12 protein-coding genes are annotated in these 15,370 nt (G+C 33.1%); 3 read left to right on the top strand and 9 right to left on the bottom strand.

What is annotated here, in order from left to right; all coding sequences use genetic code 11:
• Positions 1-33: 33 nt before the first annotated feature.
• Positions 34-216: a twin-arginine translocase TatA/TatE family subunit gene (tatA, locus tag O5O44_RS01605; protein ID WP_019387994.1), complete on the top strand. Its 183-nt coding sequence runs from the start codon at positions 34-36 to the stop codon at positions 214-216.
• Between the two features lie 68 nt (positions 217-284).
• On the opposite strand, the gene O5O44_RS01600 is transcribed toward tatA, so the two are convergent.
• From O5O44_RS01600 to O5O44_RS01590, 3 genes are all read right to left on the bottom strand, one after another.
• On the bottom strand, positions 285-1,262 hold the full coding sequence (locus tag O5O44_RS01600) for a DUF4837 family protein (RefSeq protein ID WP_289195467.1): 978 nt from the start codon (positions 1,260-1,262) through the stop codon (positions 285-287).
• Between the two features lie 25 nt (positions 1,263-1,287).
• Positions 1,288-2,871 carry a LysM peptidoglycan-binding domain-containing protein gene (locus tag O5O44_RS01595; RefSeq protein WP_289195466.1) on the bottom strand — a complete coding sequence of 528 codons (1,584 nt, stop codon included), beginning with the start codon at positions 2,869-2,871 and terminating at the stop codon, positions 1,288-1,290.
• Positions 2,872-2,946: 75 nt separating this feature from the next.
• On the bottom strand, positions 2,947-4,134 hold the full coding sequence (locus O5O44_RS01590) for a phosphoglycerate kinase (RefSeq protein WP_019387991.1): 1,188 nt from the start codon (positions 4,132-4,134) through the stop codon (positions 2,947-2,949).
• A gap of 294 nt (positions 4,135-4,428) precedes the next feature.
• Here O5O44_RS01590 and O5O44_RS01585 point away from each other — a divergent pair, with 294 nt between their 5' ends.
• Both O5O44_RS01585 and O5O44_RS01580 read left to right on the top strand, forming a co-directional pair.
• Positions 4,429-5,583, top strand: coding sequence for a DNA polymerase III subunit (locus O5O44_RS01585; RefSeq protein WP_289195465.1), 1,155 nt, complete (start codon positions 4,429-4,431; stop codon positions 5,581-5,583).
• A complete protein-coding gene (locus O5O44_RS01580; protein ID WP_289195464.1) occupies positions 5,583-6,506 on the top strand; it encodes a diacylglycerol/lipid kinase family protein in 924 nt (307 codons plus the stop codon). Before O5O44_RS01585 ends, O5O44_RS01580 begins: the two co-directional genes overlap by 1 nt.
• Before the next feature lie 9 nt (positions 6,507-6,515).
• On the opposite strand, the gene O5O44_RS01575 is transcribed toward O5O44_RS01580, so the two are convergent.
• The 6 genes from O5O44_RS01575 to O5O44_RS01550 all read right to left on the bottom strand — a co-directional run bounded on the left by O5O44_RS01575 (position 6,516) and on the right by O5O44_RS01550 (position 15,278).
• The gene (locus O5O44_RS01575) at positions 6,516-7,658 is read right to left on the bottom strand and encodes an MFS transporter (protein WP_289195463.1); all 1,143 of its coding nucleotides are present in this window, start codon (positions 7,656-7,658) and stop codon (positions 6,516-6,518) included.
• 99 nt (positions 7,659-7,757) lie between these two features.
• Positions 7,758-8,282 carry an OmpH/Skp family outer membrane protein gene (locus O5O44_RS01570; RefSeq protein WP_289195462.1) on the bottom strand — a complete coding sequence of 175 codons (525 nt, stop codon included), beginning with the start codon at positions 8,280-8,282 and terminating at the stop codon, positions 7,758-7,760.
• Between the two features lie 254 nt (positions 8,283-8,536).
• Entirely contained in the window at positions 8,537-9,397 is an 861-nt protein-coding gene (locus O5O44_RS01565) for a class I SAM-dependent methyltransferase (protein WP_289195461.1), read from the bottom strand.
• A 90-nt stretch (positions 9,398-9,487) separates the two neighbouring features.
• Complete coding sequence (mnmG, locus tag O5O44_RS01560; protein WP_289195460.1) at positions 9,488-11,359, bottom strand: tRNA uridine-5-carboxymethylaminomethyl(34) synthesis enzyme MnmG; 1,872 nt, start codon at positions 11,357-11,359, stop codon at positions 9,488-9,490.
• Positions 11,360-11,434: 75 nt separating this feature from the next.
• Positions 11,435-11,851, bottom strand: a complete 417-nt coding sequence (gene ybeY, locus O5O44_RS01555; RefSeq protein ID WP_289195459.1) for an rRNA maturation RNase YbeY — start codon at positions 11,849-11,851, stop codon at positions 11,435-11,437.
• Entirely contained in the window at positions 11,844-15,278 is a 3,435-nt protein-coding gene (locus tag O5O44_RS01550) for a DUF4175 family protein (RefSeq protein ID WP_289195458.1), read from the bottom strand. The genes ybeY and O5O44_RS01550 overlap by 8 nt, the downstream gene beginning before the upstream one ends.
• Positions 15,279-15,370 lie beyond the last annotated feature (92 nt).

The raw sequence follows: 15,370 nt of genomic DNA, 5'->3' as shown, positions 1-15,370 counted from the left end.
TAATTATTAACTTTGCTTTTTAAAATCATTATTATGAATTTACTTATGATACCCTTAGCTATCGGGCCTTGGCAAATAGCATTAATAGTTGTGGTTGTTTTACTGTTATTTGGAGGTAAAAAAATACCAGAATTGATGCGTGGATTGGGCAGTGGAATTAAAGAATTTAAAGACGCTAGCAAAGAAGAAGAAACTTCAGAAGATAAAAAAGATTAAACTAAATTTTCCTGATAGAAAAAAACCAGCTCATTGAGCTGGTTTTCTTTTTATAATGTCTTCTTTATCTATTCAATTTTTGCTGATTTAATTATAGCTTCAAGTTCCAGCATATAATTTCGTTTTTCAACCGATGGTGCAAAGGCAAAACCTTCAATAACTACCCAACGCTTGTTTATTTTATCTTCAATGGCATAATTTATAAAAGGCCCTCCCATAAACGCATTTTTAACATCCCAAATACCTTTAGTTTCTAGGGTTGGTTTATTATCAATAATGGTTTCTCCATGAAAAGGTGTATACGCATTTTCGGTAATAAGATAGGAGCCTTCCACGGGGCCTTCAATATGTTCTTTACCAATAGAATCTCTAATTTTTATAATTTGATTTACAACACTGTCATTTCTTGTAATCGCATCATATGGCAATTCATATATCATCAAATTATTTGTTCCAGTGGTTATATCTTTTCTAATCCAGAAGAAATTATCTGTTTCTTTGGCAATGCGATAAATAGATGCAAACTGAATGGTTAACCCTAGTTTTTCCTTAATGGCAGTAAAACTATGAGGTGATTTAGACATTTGCCTGAGTCTTTCGGCTAATTCTTCATTTCTAAAAGTGTCTATAATTTTGTCTTCATTTGCCTTTAAAACTTCGATAATTTCTTCTTTGGTTTTTCCAAAAACCGTAATTACTTTCTGAGGTTTGGCATATACATCTTCGGCAATGTTCATACCCGCTTCTTTATTGGTTTCAATTTTTAGAACCGTTCTGTTTTTAGTAACAAAACCAGAAAAAACAGCTGGTGGAATTTGACTAATAGTAAATGTTGGCTCGTCTTGTGGTAAACCGTAAATTGGTTTTGCCAAAACATTTCTTATCGCGTCTCCAACACGTCCATCCCATAGCTCATTTTCGGCAACAACCGAAACGTTATTGATGGCACCAGAGGCGTCCGGAAGAAATTTTTCGTTACTTGATTTTTTATCTCCACAAGAAGTGAAAAGGGTAACTGTAAATACTAAATAAAGAAGATTTCGCATAATATTTTTTAAATTTTAAAGCGTTTTAACCTTTAGATATTTTAAGTTTCATACCTGGTTTTAATTTACTACCACTAATACCGTTCCAATCTTTAATGTTTTGGATAGAAACTCCAGGAAATTTTTGAGAAATACTCCAAAGCGAATCTCCGCTTTGTACAATATAGGTTACTACTTCTCCTGCTATAGGTTTTGGTTTTGTTGTCGATTTTGTAGAAACTGGCTTGTTTACAACTGGCTTTCTTGGATAAATAGTTAATCTTTGACCGATACTTAAATTGTTACTTCTTAGTCCGTTCCATCTTTTAATATCGCTCACTCTAACCGAATACATTCTAGAAATTTTCCCCAAATAATCACCAGATTTTACTCTATAAGTAACTTTATCGTTCGCATTAAAAAACTGCGGTAAAGGCTTTTCCCGTTTATCAAATTCCGCTTTGGCATAAGCATAAATTTGTTCCTCGTTATTTACAAACTCTCCTATCACATCAATTGGTAATCTGAGGGTGTAATTTTCGTCTTTAACAAAAGGAATAATATCTAATTTATATGACGGGTTTAAAAACTGAAGCTTCTCAATGGGCGTTCCAGTTAGTTCTGAAACTTGGTCGAGTGTTATCATCTGTTTAACTCTAACCGTATCTGTTTCAAAATAAGCCAATTCTGGTTTGTATTTCTTAAACCCATGCTCTTCGGCATATTCAAAAATGTACATATGCGCTAAAAAGGCTGGTAAATAACCTGCTGTTTCACGAGGAAGGTTATGCCTAATATTCCAATAATTTTGATAACCTCCAGAGCGACGAATCGCTTTTGAAACATTTCCTGGTCCAGAATTGTATGCTGCCAAAGCCAAATCCCAATCGCCAAATATTTTATATAATCGCGCCAAATATTTTGCAGCTGCTTCGGTAGATTTTATAGGGTCGCTTCGCTCATCAACATAACTGCTTACATCTAATCCGTACATTTTACCCGTACTAAACATAAACTGCCAAATACCTGTTGCACCAACTCTAGATTTTGCTCGTGGCTTTAAAGCAGACTCCACAATGGCTAAATATTTTACTTCTAAAGGGATGTCATAAAGATCTAATTCCCTTTCGAACATTGGGAAATAAAAGGCACTTAAAGTGATGAGTTTTTGAATGGAGTTACGCCTATTTTTTAAATATCCTTTTATGACACTTTCTAAAGAAGGATTGTATTCTACATTAAAGGGTGTTCTAGCATCAAGCTCTTTTAGGCGCTCCTTGAGTACATCGGTTGGTAATTCTGGATAATCAACAGATTTATAATCTAGATTTTGCACCGAATTATAAATGGTATCAAATAAATTATTGCTATAGAGTTCTTCGTACCACTTGTCATCAAGTTGGGCAGCAAACTCATTATCTTTTAAATTAGTTATTGATGTGCTGTCAACCTCTGCTTCAATTACTTTATTAACAACTGGGTTGTCTTGAATTTCAGCGTTTTTTACTGGAACATTTTGGACCAGAATAGTGTCTTTGATTTTATTGCTTGAAGGAATAGAATCTAGGGCTTGCGAAAAGCAAATCCCTGTATTTATGAAGCATACTATTATAAAAAATCGAAAAGCCATAATATCTATTCCGTTGATGAATGATGTTATGGCTAAATTCGTATTTTTAAAGGTAATTTGAAAACTTATTTCAAATTATTCTAGAATGGCTGCAATTCCAGGAAGTGTTTTTCCTTCTAAACTTTCTAACATAGCACCACCTCCGGTACTTACGTAACTTACTTTATCTTCAAAACCAAATTGCTTAACGGCAGCAACAGAATCACCTCCTCCAACTAATGAAAAGGCTCCTTTTTTAGTAGCTTCAGCAATAGAATTTCCAAGTTCAATGGTGCCATTGGCAAATTTTTCCATTTCAAAAACACCTAAAGGACCATTCCATAATATGGTTTTAGATTGCATTACCACATCGTGAAACAAAGCAATAGATTTTGGTCCAGCATCAACACCTTCCCATCCGTCTGGAATTTCATTTATATCTACAGTTTGCGTATTGGCATCGTTACTAAAAGCATCGGCAGCAACCGTATCAACAGGAATATGAACTTGTACATTTTTAGCTTTTGCTTGCTTTAAAATTTCTAAAGCCAAAGGCATTTTATCGTCTTCACAAATAGAATTTCCTATTTTTCCGCCTTGTGCTTTTACAAACGTAAATGCCATACCACCTCCAATAATCAAGTGGTCTACTTTATCTAATATATTTTCAATAATAGTGATTTTTGAAGATACTTTAGCACCACCAAGAATAGCTAAAACAGGTTTTTCGCCCGTTTTCATTACTTTATTAATGCTTTCAATTTCTTGAGCTAATAAATTTCCGAAGCACTTTTTGCCTTCAAAAAATTGAGCAACAATAGTTGTAGAGGCATGTGCTCTATGCGCTGTGCCAAAGGCATCGTTTACGTATATATCTCCTAATTTTGATAATTTTTCGGCAAACCCAACATCGCCTGCAGTTTCTTCTTTGTAGAAACGTAAGTTTTCTAATAATAAAATTTGTCCTGGTTCTAAACTAGCAGCGGCAGCTTCAACTTCGTCGCCAATACAATCGTTCACCGTTTTTACCTCAACGCCTAAAATATCTTCCACTTTATTGGCAATATGTTTTAATGAAAACTCATCTTGAAATCCTTTTGGTCGACCTAAATGAGACATTAAAATACAGCTTCCGCCATCTTCTAAAATTTTAATAATAGTAGGTTTTGCAGATACAATTCTTGTAGCATCTGTAACTTCAAATTTTTCATTTAAAGGCACGTTAAAATCTACTCGGATTAATGCTTTTTTATTTTCGAAATTAAAATCGTTAAGCGTTTTCATTTATATATATGTTTTTGTTTCTTAGTATTTTGAACAACAAATGTAACTAAATATAGAAGGATAAAAAATGACTTTTTTCACGAAAACGATATAGCTTGAAAGAAATATTTAATTTTCTTGAAAAACGCGATTTTGCGTTAGGGATTGAGGTATTGTTGAAGCTCTCCCGATTTTTTTATCGGGAAGCAACTACCGAAAGCCCGACCCTTGCGGTAACGCCCTAATAATAATTTATATCTCATTTACTGTGTTTTTGGTGCTTTGCATCTAATAAAATTGATTTACTTTTGTTTTATGCTTTTTGAAGACATTTTAGGTCAAGACCACATAAAAAAACACCTTACGCAAAGTGTAGATAATGGTAGAATACCGCATGCTCAACTATTTGTTGGCAATGAAGGTTCTGGCACTTTACCTTTGGCTTTGGCTTATGCACAATATATTTTATGTGCGAATTCTGGCGGTGAAAATAATACAGGAAATCAAGCTTGTAACTTGAAGTTTCAAAATTTTTCGCACCCAGATTTGCATTTTGCTTTCCCTGTGACTACTAGCGATAAAGTGAAAAGCAAACCGGTTTCTAGTTTTTATCTTGAAGAATGGCGCCAACTTTTAAAAGAACAACCTTATGGTAACTTATTTGATTGGTACAAATTGCTTGGGGTTGATAATAAACAGGGGCAAATTGGGGTTGATGAGGCTTACGAAATTGTAAAATCGCTTTCGCTGAAAGCTTACGAAGGCGGTTATAAAGTGATGCTGATTTGGATGGCAGAAAAAATGAATACGGCCTGCGCCAATAAACTGCTAAAACTAATAGAAGAACCGCCTAATAAAACGATATTTTTGTTAATCGCTGAAGATGAAGAATCGATTATTAGCACGATTAGATCGCGTTGCCAGATTTTACATTTTCCGCCTTTAGCTGAAGATGTGATTAAAAATGCGCTAGTAAAACAGTATAATATTGAAATGGGTGTTGCAACAAAAATTGCACATCAATCTAACGGAAATTATAACAAGGCTTGCGATTTGGTTTATCAAGATTCTGAAGATACCCAGTTTGAAACTTGGTTTGTTTTCTGGATTAGAAGCGCTTTTAAAGCCAAGGGTAATAAAGCTGCAATTCACGATTTAATTTCTTGGAGTGAAGATATTGCAAAAACAGGAAGAGAAACCCAAAAACAATTTCTTAATTTTTGTTTAGATTTTTTTCGTCAGGCATTGCTATTGAATTATAATGCTACCGACTTAGTTTACCTTGAACCACAAACTGAAAAATTTAAACTTGAAAATTTTGCGCCTTTCATCCATGGCAATAACATTATGGATATAAGCAACGAATTGCAAGATGCTATCTATCATATTGAGCGTAACGGGAATTCTAAAATTATATTGACAGATTTGTCGATTAAATTAACACGACTACTTCATAAAAAAGCAGACTAATGAGTGCTGCTCCTGTAACATGGTTTGTTATTATTAACCCAACTTCGGGCAATGGTTTGAGCCGGAAAAAATGGCCAAACATTAAAGCGTTGCTTGAAAAATATGAATTTAACTTTCAATTTGAATTTACAAGATACCCGAAACACAGTACTGAACTTTTACATCAAGCTTTAATACAAAACATAAAGCATTTTATTTGTGTTGGTGGTGATGGGACTTTACATAATATGGTAAATGCTATTATGACTCAAAATCTCATACCAACAGCAGAGATTAAAGTTGGAGTTATTCCTATTGGAACTGGCAACGATTGGGTAAAAACACATAACATACCTAAAGATTTTGAAAGCTGCATTCAAATTATAAAAAATGGCCAATTGAAGACCCAAGATGTTGGTGAAATTGTAATTAGGAACAACTCAAATAAACCCATTTTTTTTATTAATCTAGCCGGTATTGGTTTTGACGGATTTGTTGTTAGTAAAGTTCATAAATTTAAACACCTTGGAGCTATTGCTTATTTATACGGAACTATAATAAGTTTATTTAGGTTTAAAAATTTTAAGGCTAAAGTTGCTTCCAAATCTGAAACGATTTCTGGAAAAACTTTAATGATTCTTATTGGTTTGTGCCAGTATTCTGGTGGTGGCATGCAACTCACTGAAAGTGCAAATCCGTTTGATGGTTTATTAGATATTTCGGTCGCTAAGAATTTAAGAAAGTTAGAAATTGTGAGTAATCTTCCTAAATTATTTAATGGAAATGTTACCAGACACCACAAAGTGAAAACGTTCAAAACAGAAGGTTTAACTGTCGAAATTGATCAAATGAAGGAGCCATTAATACAAGCTGATGGAGAACTTGTGGGTTCTGGTAGTTTTGAAGTCATAATTATACCAAAAGCGTTTTCTTTTTACACGTAAATGGTATAATTACACCTCTTGTTTTAAATTTTTAAAAAACAATTGAGAAATTGGAATAAACATTAAACCGCAAAACATAATAATTAAAAACGCCTTTTGTAAACCAAACGCGTGCGATAAATAACCAATTAAAGGTGGTCCAATAAACATACCCACAATAGAGTATGTTCCTACTATTGAAATAGCCATTCCTGGAGAATATTTTTGAGATTTACCTGCCAACATATAAGTCATTGGGAAAATAGGAGAAACACCTATACCTACCAAACAAAAACCTATTAATGCAGTCCAGAAGTTAGGAAACAACACCGCAGATAAAATACCTGTTGTAATTAAAATACTGCTGAATATATACATTTTTGGCATTCCGATTCTATCCAATAATCGATCTATAAAAAACCTTGAAAGCGCCATACAAATCATAAACAATAAATATCCATATGTGAAGACTTCTTCTTTAACCACTTCTTTAAAATAAATTCCGCTCCAATCAAACATACCACCCTCACAAATGGAAGCGAAAAAAATGAGCATTCCTAAGTATAAAATAAAGGTGTCTGGCTTGCCAAAAATTAGTTTGTTTCCTGTAACAGACTTATCATTAGTAAGTAAATTCTGATACATTACTATAGAGCCTAAAATGGTAATTACTGCTATTATTGAAAGATGCGTTCCCATAGAAACCTCAGCTTTTACCATTAGAGTAGAAAACAATACACCAAAAACACCACCGATGCTCCATAAACCATGAAATGAGCCAATTATCTTTTTATGATATGTCTTTTGAAGCGTTATAGATTGGGCGTTCATTGCAATGTTTAATACGCGCATAAAAATTGAAAATGAAGCTAATAATACCATTAATAAGAATGTCGTGTTTACGTAAGATATGCCTATTAACGATAAGGCAAAAAAGATAAATGCAATTACCAACGGGTCTCGACTATCAAATTTAGAAACTAACCAACCTGAAGCAACGGTTCCTATTAAAGCACTAATGGGCATGACCAATAAAATGGTTCCTAATTGCGCATCATTAAGCCCAAAATTGTCTTTTATAGTAGGAATTCTCGATGCCCAAGTAGCAAAACACAATCCAGATAAAAAGAAATAGGTGTTTAAGGCAATGCGTTGAAGCTTTTTAGTTTCCATGAATTCATTTAAGCTGTAAAAATAACACTATTTTATTCCTTAAAAGACACAAAAAAGCTGGCTAATTAGCCAGCTTTTAAATTCTAAATTGTTTTGTTTTTACTTTTTATAACTAGCGTTTAAAGCATCTGATATCGTCTGTGTTAAATCGCTTGCTTCGTTTCCGTACATCACCGTGGCTGCCGCGTCACTTGTTCCCAGAATGTAGTCGTAGCCATTAGTTTTTCCGTAATCTTTTACAAAATCTTTAACATGAACAATCACCGAATCTATTTCTGTTTGAAAAGATTGATTTAATTGCTGTTGTTCCATTTGCATTTGTTGTTGCAACTGTTGTTGTTTTTGTTGCAAACCTAACATCAACTCTTCAGCTTTCTTTCTATTACTTCTAGCTAATCTTTGCGCTTCGGCTTGTCCTTTTTGTGCTTCAGCCTGAAATGCTTGACTTATACTATCGGCTCTTTTTCCAAAAGCTTCTTGCTTAACTTGAAAATTGGCTTCAACATCTTTTTTCTCTTGGAAATCGTTAATTACTGTTCCGTTATCTATAAAACCAATTTTATTTGGTTTTTGACAAGACGCTAAAACTAACATTGTTAAAGCGACATAAACTACGTTTTTCATTTTTTTATATTTAATAATTAATCTATGGTGTTCAAAATATATAATCCGCACAAATGTAATAAAGTATGGTAAATACAAAACTTAATTTTGACTGAATTTAACTTATAACAAACATTTATTAAGTATTTTTTTTAAATAAGAATTATCTATTAAAAATAAACTCAAATAAAGCGTTCTAAAGCGCTTTTAGAAATCTAGCTAGTATTTGTACGTTTTAGTTAAAGAAAAAAGACTAGACTTTCTAAGAATTGATTTTAGCTGTTTTTGATGACATAAATTAATGAAGAAGCCTCTTTGCTACTTATTGCTTTAAAATTAGACAGCAATCCTACCCATATTCCCTTAATAGGATTCATGGCTCCAGATTTATATTTTTCTGAAAGCATGCTCACATAAAATGAATCAAACCACATGGGTTTAACTTTTACAACTTTAAAATTAAAATTGGAAACTAGTTTTGAAACAGAATCTTTATTAAAATGCCAAAGGTGTCGAGGCACATCGTAAGCAGCCCAAAATTCTTTATAAAATTTGGCGTCATAACTTTTATAATTTGGAACCGCAATAATTAAAGTACCGTTTGGTTTTAAAAGTTTTTTAAAAACCGCCATATGATCTTCTAAGTTTGGTAAATGCTCTAGCACATGCCAAAGTGTAATCACATCAAAACTGGAAGCTTGAAATTTTAAAAGTTGCTCGATTTCAAAAACAGCATTGTTTGTTTTTTTATTAGCAATTTCTCGAGCTTGTACATTAGGTTCTATTCCTGAGACTTGCCATTTGTTTTTTAATGCCGTTTGCAAAAAATCTCCTGTTCCGCATCCAACATCTAATAGTGTTTTGCTTTCAGATGAAAAAGAATTAATTAAGTTCAATTTCTTTTTAAGGGATAAACTTCTAACCAAATGATACACTTTTTCAAATAGATTTCTTTTGGAATCTGTATGCGAAATATAGTCTTCACTTTTGTAATATTCAGATAATTTATCAGAAGATGGTTGTGGTTTGGTTTCAAGAAATCCGTATTCTGAATTCTCAACTAATTCGAATTTCTCTCCTGAAACGGAGTGATCTTTTATTATTAAATGAATATGATTTGTGTGTTGTTTTGTCACGAATTTTAAATAGAAGTTAGCTTTAAAAAAGATCTTTATACTAGGTTTAAGTTTATAAAAATAAAGTGTTCCACGTGGAACGTTTCAAAATTATCTTCCCATATAAACCAATAAAACAGAAATATCGTTAGGAGAAACACCACTAATTCTTGATGCTTGAGAAACAGTTGTTGGTTGTATTTTTTTTAATTTTTCACGCGCTTCATAACTCATCGATTTTATTTGAGAGTAATCAAAGTTAGCTGGAATTTTTACATACTCCAATCTTGATAATTTATCTGCATTATTTTTTTCTTTGGCGATATAACCAGAATATTTTACTTGAATTTCGGTCTGCTCTATTACCTCTCTATCTAGATTGTTTTCTTGAATATATGCTTCAACACTTTGAACTTTTCTAACATCATCCATTTCAATATTAGGTCTAGAAAACACTTTAAAAAGTTTTCCCGATTGATTAACTGGTGCCGAATTTTTAGATTCTAAAATCGGATTAATCTCTTCTGGTTTTACACTTTGAGTTTCAAAAAAACTTACGAATTTTTCAGCCGCTTCGTGTTTTTCTTCCATGCGCTTCAAACGCTTTTCTGAGGCTAAACCTAACTCATAGCCTTTAGGTGTAAGTCTTAAATCTGCATTATCTTGACGAAGCAAAGTTCTGTATTCAGCTCTAGATGTAAACATGCGATAAGGCTCTTCTGTACCTTTCGTAATTAAATCGTCTATTAATACTCCAATATAAGCTTCGTCTCTTTTTAAAGTAAACGCTTCTTTTTCCTGAACTTTTAAACTCGCATTTATTCCAGCCATTAAACCTTGCGACGCGGCTTCTTCGTAACCAGTGGTTCCATTAATCTGACCTGCAAAATACAAGCCCTCTACAAGTTTAGTTTCAAGAGTATGTTTTAATTGAGTAGGTGGAAAATAATCATATTCAATGGCATAACCTGGTCTGAAAAACTTCACATTCTCAAAACCAACTACCGAACGTAAAGCTTTAAACTGAACATCTTCTGGCAAAGACGTTGAAAAGCCATTTACATATACTTCGCATGTATTCCAGCCTTCCGGTTCAATAAATAATTGATGTCTATCCTTATCAGCAAAACGATTTATTTTGTCTTCTATAGAAGGACAATATCGAGGACCCAAACTTTTTATTCTTCCATTAAACATAGGTGATCTATCAAAACCTTCACGTAATAAATCATGCACTTGTTCACTTGTGTAAGTCATATAACAAGACCGCTGATTTACTAATGGTTTTGTAATATCTAAATAGGAAAATTTCTCAGGGTTTTCATCCCCAGGTTGTTCCGTCATTTTTGTAAAATCGAGAGATCTACCATCAACACGAGGAGGTGTTCCCGTTTTCATTCTTCCCGATTCAAAACCTAATTGAACTAACTGCTCTGTAATTCCAGTTGCTGCTTTTTCTCCAGCTCGTCCTCCACCAAAATTTTTATCACCTATATGAATTAATCCATTCAAAAAAGTACCGTTAGTTAGTACAACAGATTTTCCTTTTATTTCAACTCCTAAAGATGTTTTAATACCAACCACTTTATGATTCTCAACCAACAACCCAGAAACCATTTCTTGATAGAAATCAAGATTAGGCGTACCTTCTAATAGTAACCTCCAATCTTCAGCAAAACGCATTCTGTCACTCTGAACTCTCGGACTCCACATAGCGGGTCCTTTAGATTTGTTTAGCATTTTAAATTGAATTGCTGAAGAATCAGAAACAATTCCACTGTAACCACCAAGAGCATCAATTTCACGCACAATTTGCCCTTTAGCAATGCCACCCATAGCAGGATTACAAGACATTTGTGCAATGTTTTGTAAGTTCATGGTAACTAGCAACGTTTTGCTTCCCATATTTGCAGCAGCAGCAGCAGCTTCACTTCCTGCGTGTCCTGCGCCAACAACTATAACATCATAAAGCTCGTTAAACATAATTCTATAATTCAATTTGCATGTTCCACGTGGAACATGTCGCTAATTTAAGTTTGCAAATATACGTTGAAATCTTTAATTATTAATACGTTGCGCCAGGTAGAAATTTTCTTTGTTACGCATGGTTTTAGCCTCTTCAGCTGTTTTGTCTTTGTAGCCACAATAATGTAATATACCATGAATGATAACCCGATGTAGTTCTTCAATAAAATTAACACCGAAATCTTTAGCGTTTTCCTTCACCCGTTCAACAGAAATAAAAACATCGCCCTGTATTATTTTTCCTATAGAGTAATCAAAACTAATAATATCTGTTAACGTATCATGCTTTAGAAATTCTACATTTAATTTGTGAAGATAGTCATCATCACAAAACACATAATTGACTTCTTCTAATTTAAATCCTTCAGCAGAAATGGTTTCTATTACCCATTTGATAACTTCCTCTTCTGATTCCAAAATAAAATCGGTTTCGTAATTGAAATTAATCATTAGCGTTTTTAAAATACTCTTGAACTTTCTTTTTATAAACTTGCTGCAAAGGTAAAGCTTGACGATTTAAAATTTCAGTAGTTTGAAAATATTGTTTGGCTTTGGGGATCTGATTGGTAGAAGAACCGTCAAATTGCTTTCTATTTGTTTCTGATTCGCGTTTATTATCTTCTCCTTGTTGAAAGGTTGCATTTTCTAATTTTAATAATTGATGCTTCAATTCCATCATTTTTTGAAGCACTTGATTTGTAAAACCATTATTTAGTAAATCCAATTCAATATCCTCCATTTTACGAACTAGCGCATCCCCATTACCACCTAAACCTTCTTTTTCTATTTTATCCTGTAAAGCCTGTCGTAATTGCTGTTGTTGTTGATAAATTTGAAACAATAGCTCATTTTCTTCTTCACTATTACCTTCGCCTTCGCCTCCTGATTGTTTTCCATTCTCACCTTTCTCTTTTCCTTTTTCCTTTCCGTCTTTACCAGATTTTCCATCTTTGCCTTTTTCGTCTTCTTTTTCACCTTCTCCCTCTTTTTCACCTTCACCTTCATTAGGCTTTCCCTTCTTGCCTTTTTTCATACCCTCCTCCATCATTTTATTAAGTTCTTCTTGATTCATAATAATGTCCGGTAATTGCATATCCCCATCACCTCCTTTACCAGCCGACATACTCATACTTTCCTGCATACTATCAAGCATATTACTTAAAAAATCTGCCAAATTATTTGCTGCAGTAACCGTAAATTGTTGATTAGATATACCTTGATACAATTGGCTTTCGGCTAACAAACTCAATGCCTTATCCATGTTATAATACACTTCCGTAATTTCCTTATTAACGTGTTCTGAAAGTTTTGGTTGACGTAAAGACAATGCAAATAAACTATCATCGATGTGTTGAAAATGCTCCCGTAAATTACTCTGCTTTTTCAGGTAACCAGCATATTTATTATGATTAATCTCTACGCTTTTAAAACGCTCCATTAACGCTTCCTGATCAAAAGAAAATAACACTAAATTGTCAAGTATTTGACGTAGCATATCCATGTCTTCTTGTATCTGCTCTCCTCCACTAGCTTGCATCATGCTTTGCATTTGCTGACTCATTTGCTTCATCTTTTGAGCTGCCTTCTTCTGACTCTTTTGGGCGTTTTTTGTATTCTGATTTTCTTGAGTATTTTCAGGTGTTTGGTTTTCTTCAGAGTTTTGTTGCTCCTCTTTCTTCTGTAATTCTTCCGAAGCTTTTTGCTGTTCCTTTTTTACTTCATTTTCATCCAACTTATCTCTAGGGATATCTATTGGCTTTTTTAAATCTTCACTTTCTTGCTCTAATTCTTCTAATTGCTTTACAAGGTCTTCAAATTGTTTATTTAAATCGTCTTGTTTTTCTTTGGTGTTTTCTTCCTCATTCTCACGCGACAGTTTTTCTTGTTCGTCTGCTAACTTATCTAAATCGTCTCCTAGTTTTTCTAATTTCTTTTCAACGTAAAAGCGCTTCGTAAGTTCTAATAACTGTTCTAAACTTCGCTTCTTATTTTTATTCTGTTTTGCTAAATCGTCGAGTTTTTTTACCAACTCTTCATTATTTATCTTTTCTTGTAACTTCTTAATCTCATCCAAAAGTTTTTCGTCCTTCTTTAATTGCTCCTCATTATCTTTTAAACGCTCTTTTAAATCTTCTTTAAACTGATCTTGCTCTGGATTTTCTTTTTGAAACTCCTCCAAATTATTCTTCAATTTTTTATTGAAGTTTTTCATCATTTCATCTTGCTGTTGTTGGCGCTTAAAAAATGATTCTAGCTTCTTTTTATCATTAAAATTTAAACTGGTTTTCTCTTTCTGAGTCTTGGTAAGTTCTTGCAATTGTTTGTCTTGTTCATCAAACTTTTTCAAAGACTTATTTAAATCTTTAATTGTTTCGCTTTGCTCTTCTAACTTCTTCTCGGCTTCTTCACTTTCAGTACGCTTTCTATAAGTAAAAACGCTACTATTGGTGCTTTTGTAGTTGTTAACTCTATCATTATCAGTAATTTGAAAAAATAATTCATATGAAACCCCAGCTTCTATATCTAATTGATTTGGAAATGCACTAATAAAATCTGCTATATTAGAATTCGATAATGGTATGCCTTCATACTTCTTTTCCTTTGGCTTATCAGAAGGATAATAAACCATTTGCAACTTGCTAAACCCATAATCGTCGCTTACTTGTCCGTAAAAATATAGCGTTTGTAAATCCAAACTATCACGCTTTACTTTTAGATCAATTTCTGGATATTCATCTTTAATAACATCAATGCTAAAAGATAAATTTTCGTAATCTTTAAGATTTTTATTGCTTGTACTTAAGGTGTAATCAAAATTAGAAAATAGTTGCTTTGTTGCTTCAAAAATATTTCGTTTTTGTGATTTAAAGCCCATAGTATCTTTGGCATAAAGAAACACCTGATCTGTTGATTTAGTTTGAAGTTGCCACCTCACAAGAGTGCCTTCAGGAACAATGGCATTTCCTGTACTCTTTAAAACCTCATCTTTCTTTTTTGTATAACTGGGGTAATCTAATACCATGTTGAAGCTCAATAAAGAAGGGGTTTCAACAACATTAATTGTGTAAGGTTTAGATATGACTTCGTTTGCCAACAACTGAAAGGTTATGGCTTCTTTAGGCTGCGTAAACACATATTCAAACTCACCAGCGCTTTCTTGTTGTAAAAAATAAGTTTCATTATTATAGCTTATTTGAGCACTTTCAGGGATTATTTCGCCTGCTGTTTTCACAATAAGTTTAAAATCTTTATTCTCAATGGCATCTAAATTTTCATTTACCACAAAAAACTGAAACGGTGCCGGTGGTTCGTAAGCTGTTTTATAATGAACAACTCGTTTATAGCTATCGCTAAACCAGTTAAAATTTCCTGTAGCAAAAGTTAGAAGCAAGATAACTACCGGAATTGCAGCATATTTTAAGTACCCTAAATTCTTTTTAAAATTAATAGCGAGTTTAAAAGGGACAGGTTTTAACTCTAAAGACTTCTGCTCTATACTGGCTAAAAGTAATTCGGATTCTGATAGTGTTTGATGTAATTGAAGTACATTTAATAATTTATCGTTCACTTCAGGAAAATGCTGCCCAATTATTTTTGAAGCCGCATGATAGTCTATCCCTTTTTGAAGCTTAAATAACTTTGCTAACGGAATGAAAATAAACTTTACAAGCAAGCCAAATTCTACTCCAATAAATAGCCAAAATAATACCGTTCTAGAGGTTGTGTTTAGCCATAAAACATGCTCAATAAATACGGTAAATAGAAAATATAGCAAACCAATAGCGAAAAATAAAATAGCGCCTTTAAGCAACTCATTAGTGTAATAGCGCCTAATAAATGCTTCTAATTTGGTTTGTATGTGCTCGAAATCACTCAACTTGCCTTATTTAACTTACTAAACTACAATTTTATTTTGTACTTCAATTTACTAACTTTACTAAAACTTCGTTAATACGTTGTTCATCATTA

The organism is Algibacter luteus (genome assembly GCF_030344935.1).
In the GTDB taxonomy this organism is placed as follows: domain Bacteria; phylum Bacteroidota; class Bacteroidia; order Flavobacteriales; family Flavobacteriaceae; genus Arenitalea; species Arenitalea lutea.
The sequence above is the reverse complement of the archived record's forward strand: the minus strand, read 5'-3'. Positions and strand labels throughout refer to the sequence as shown.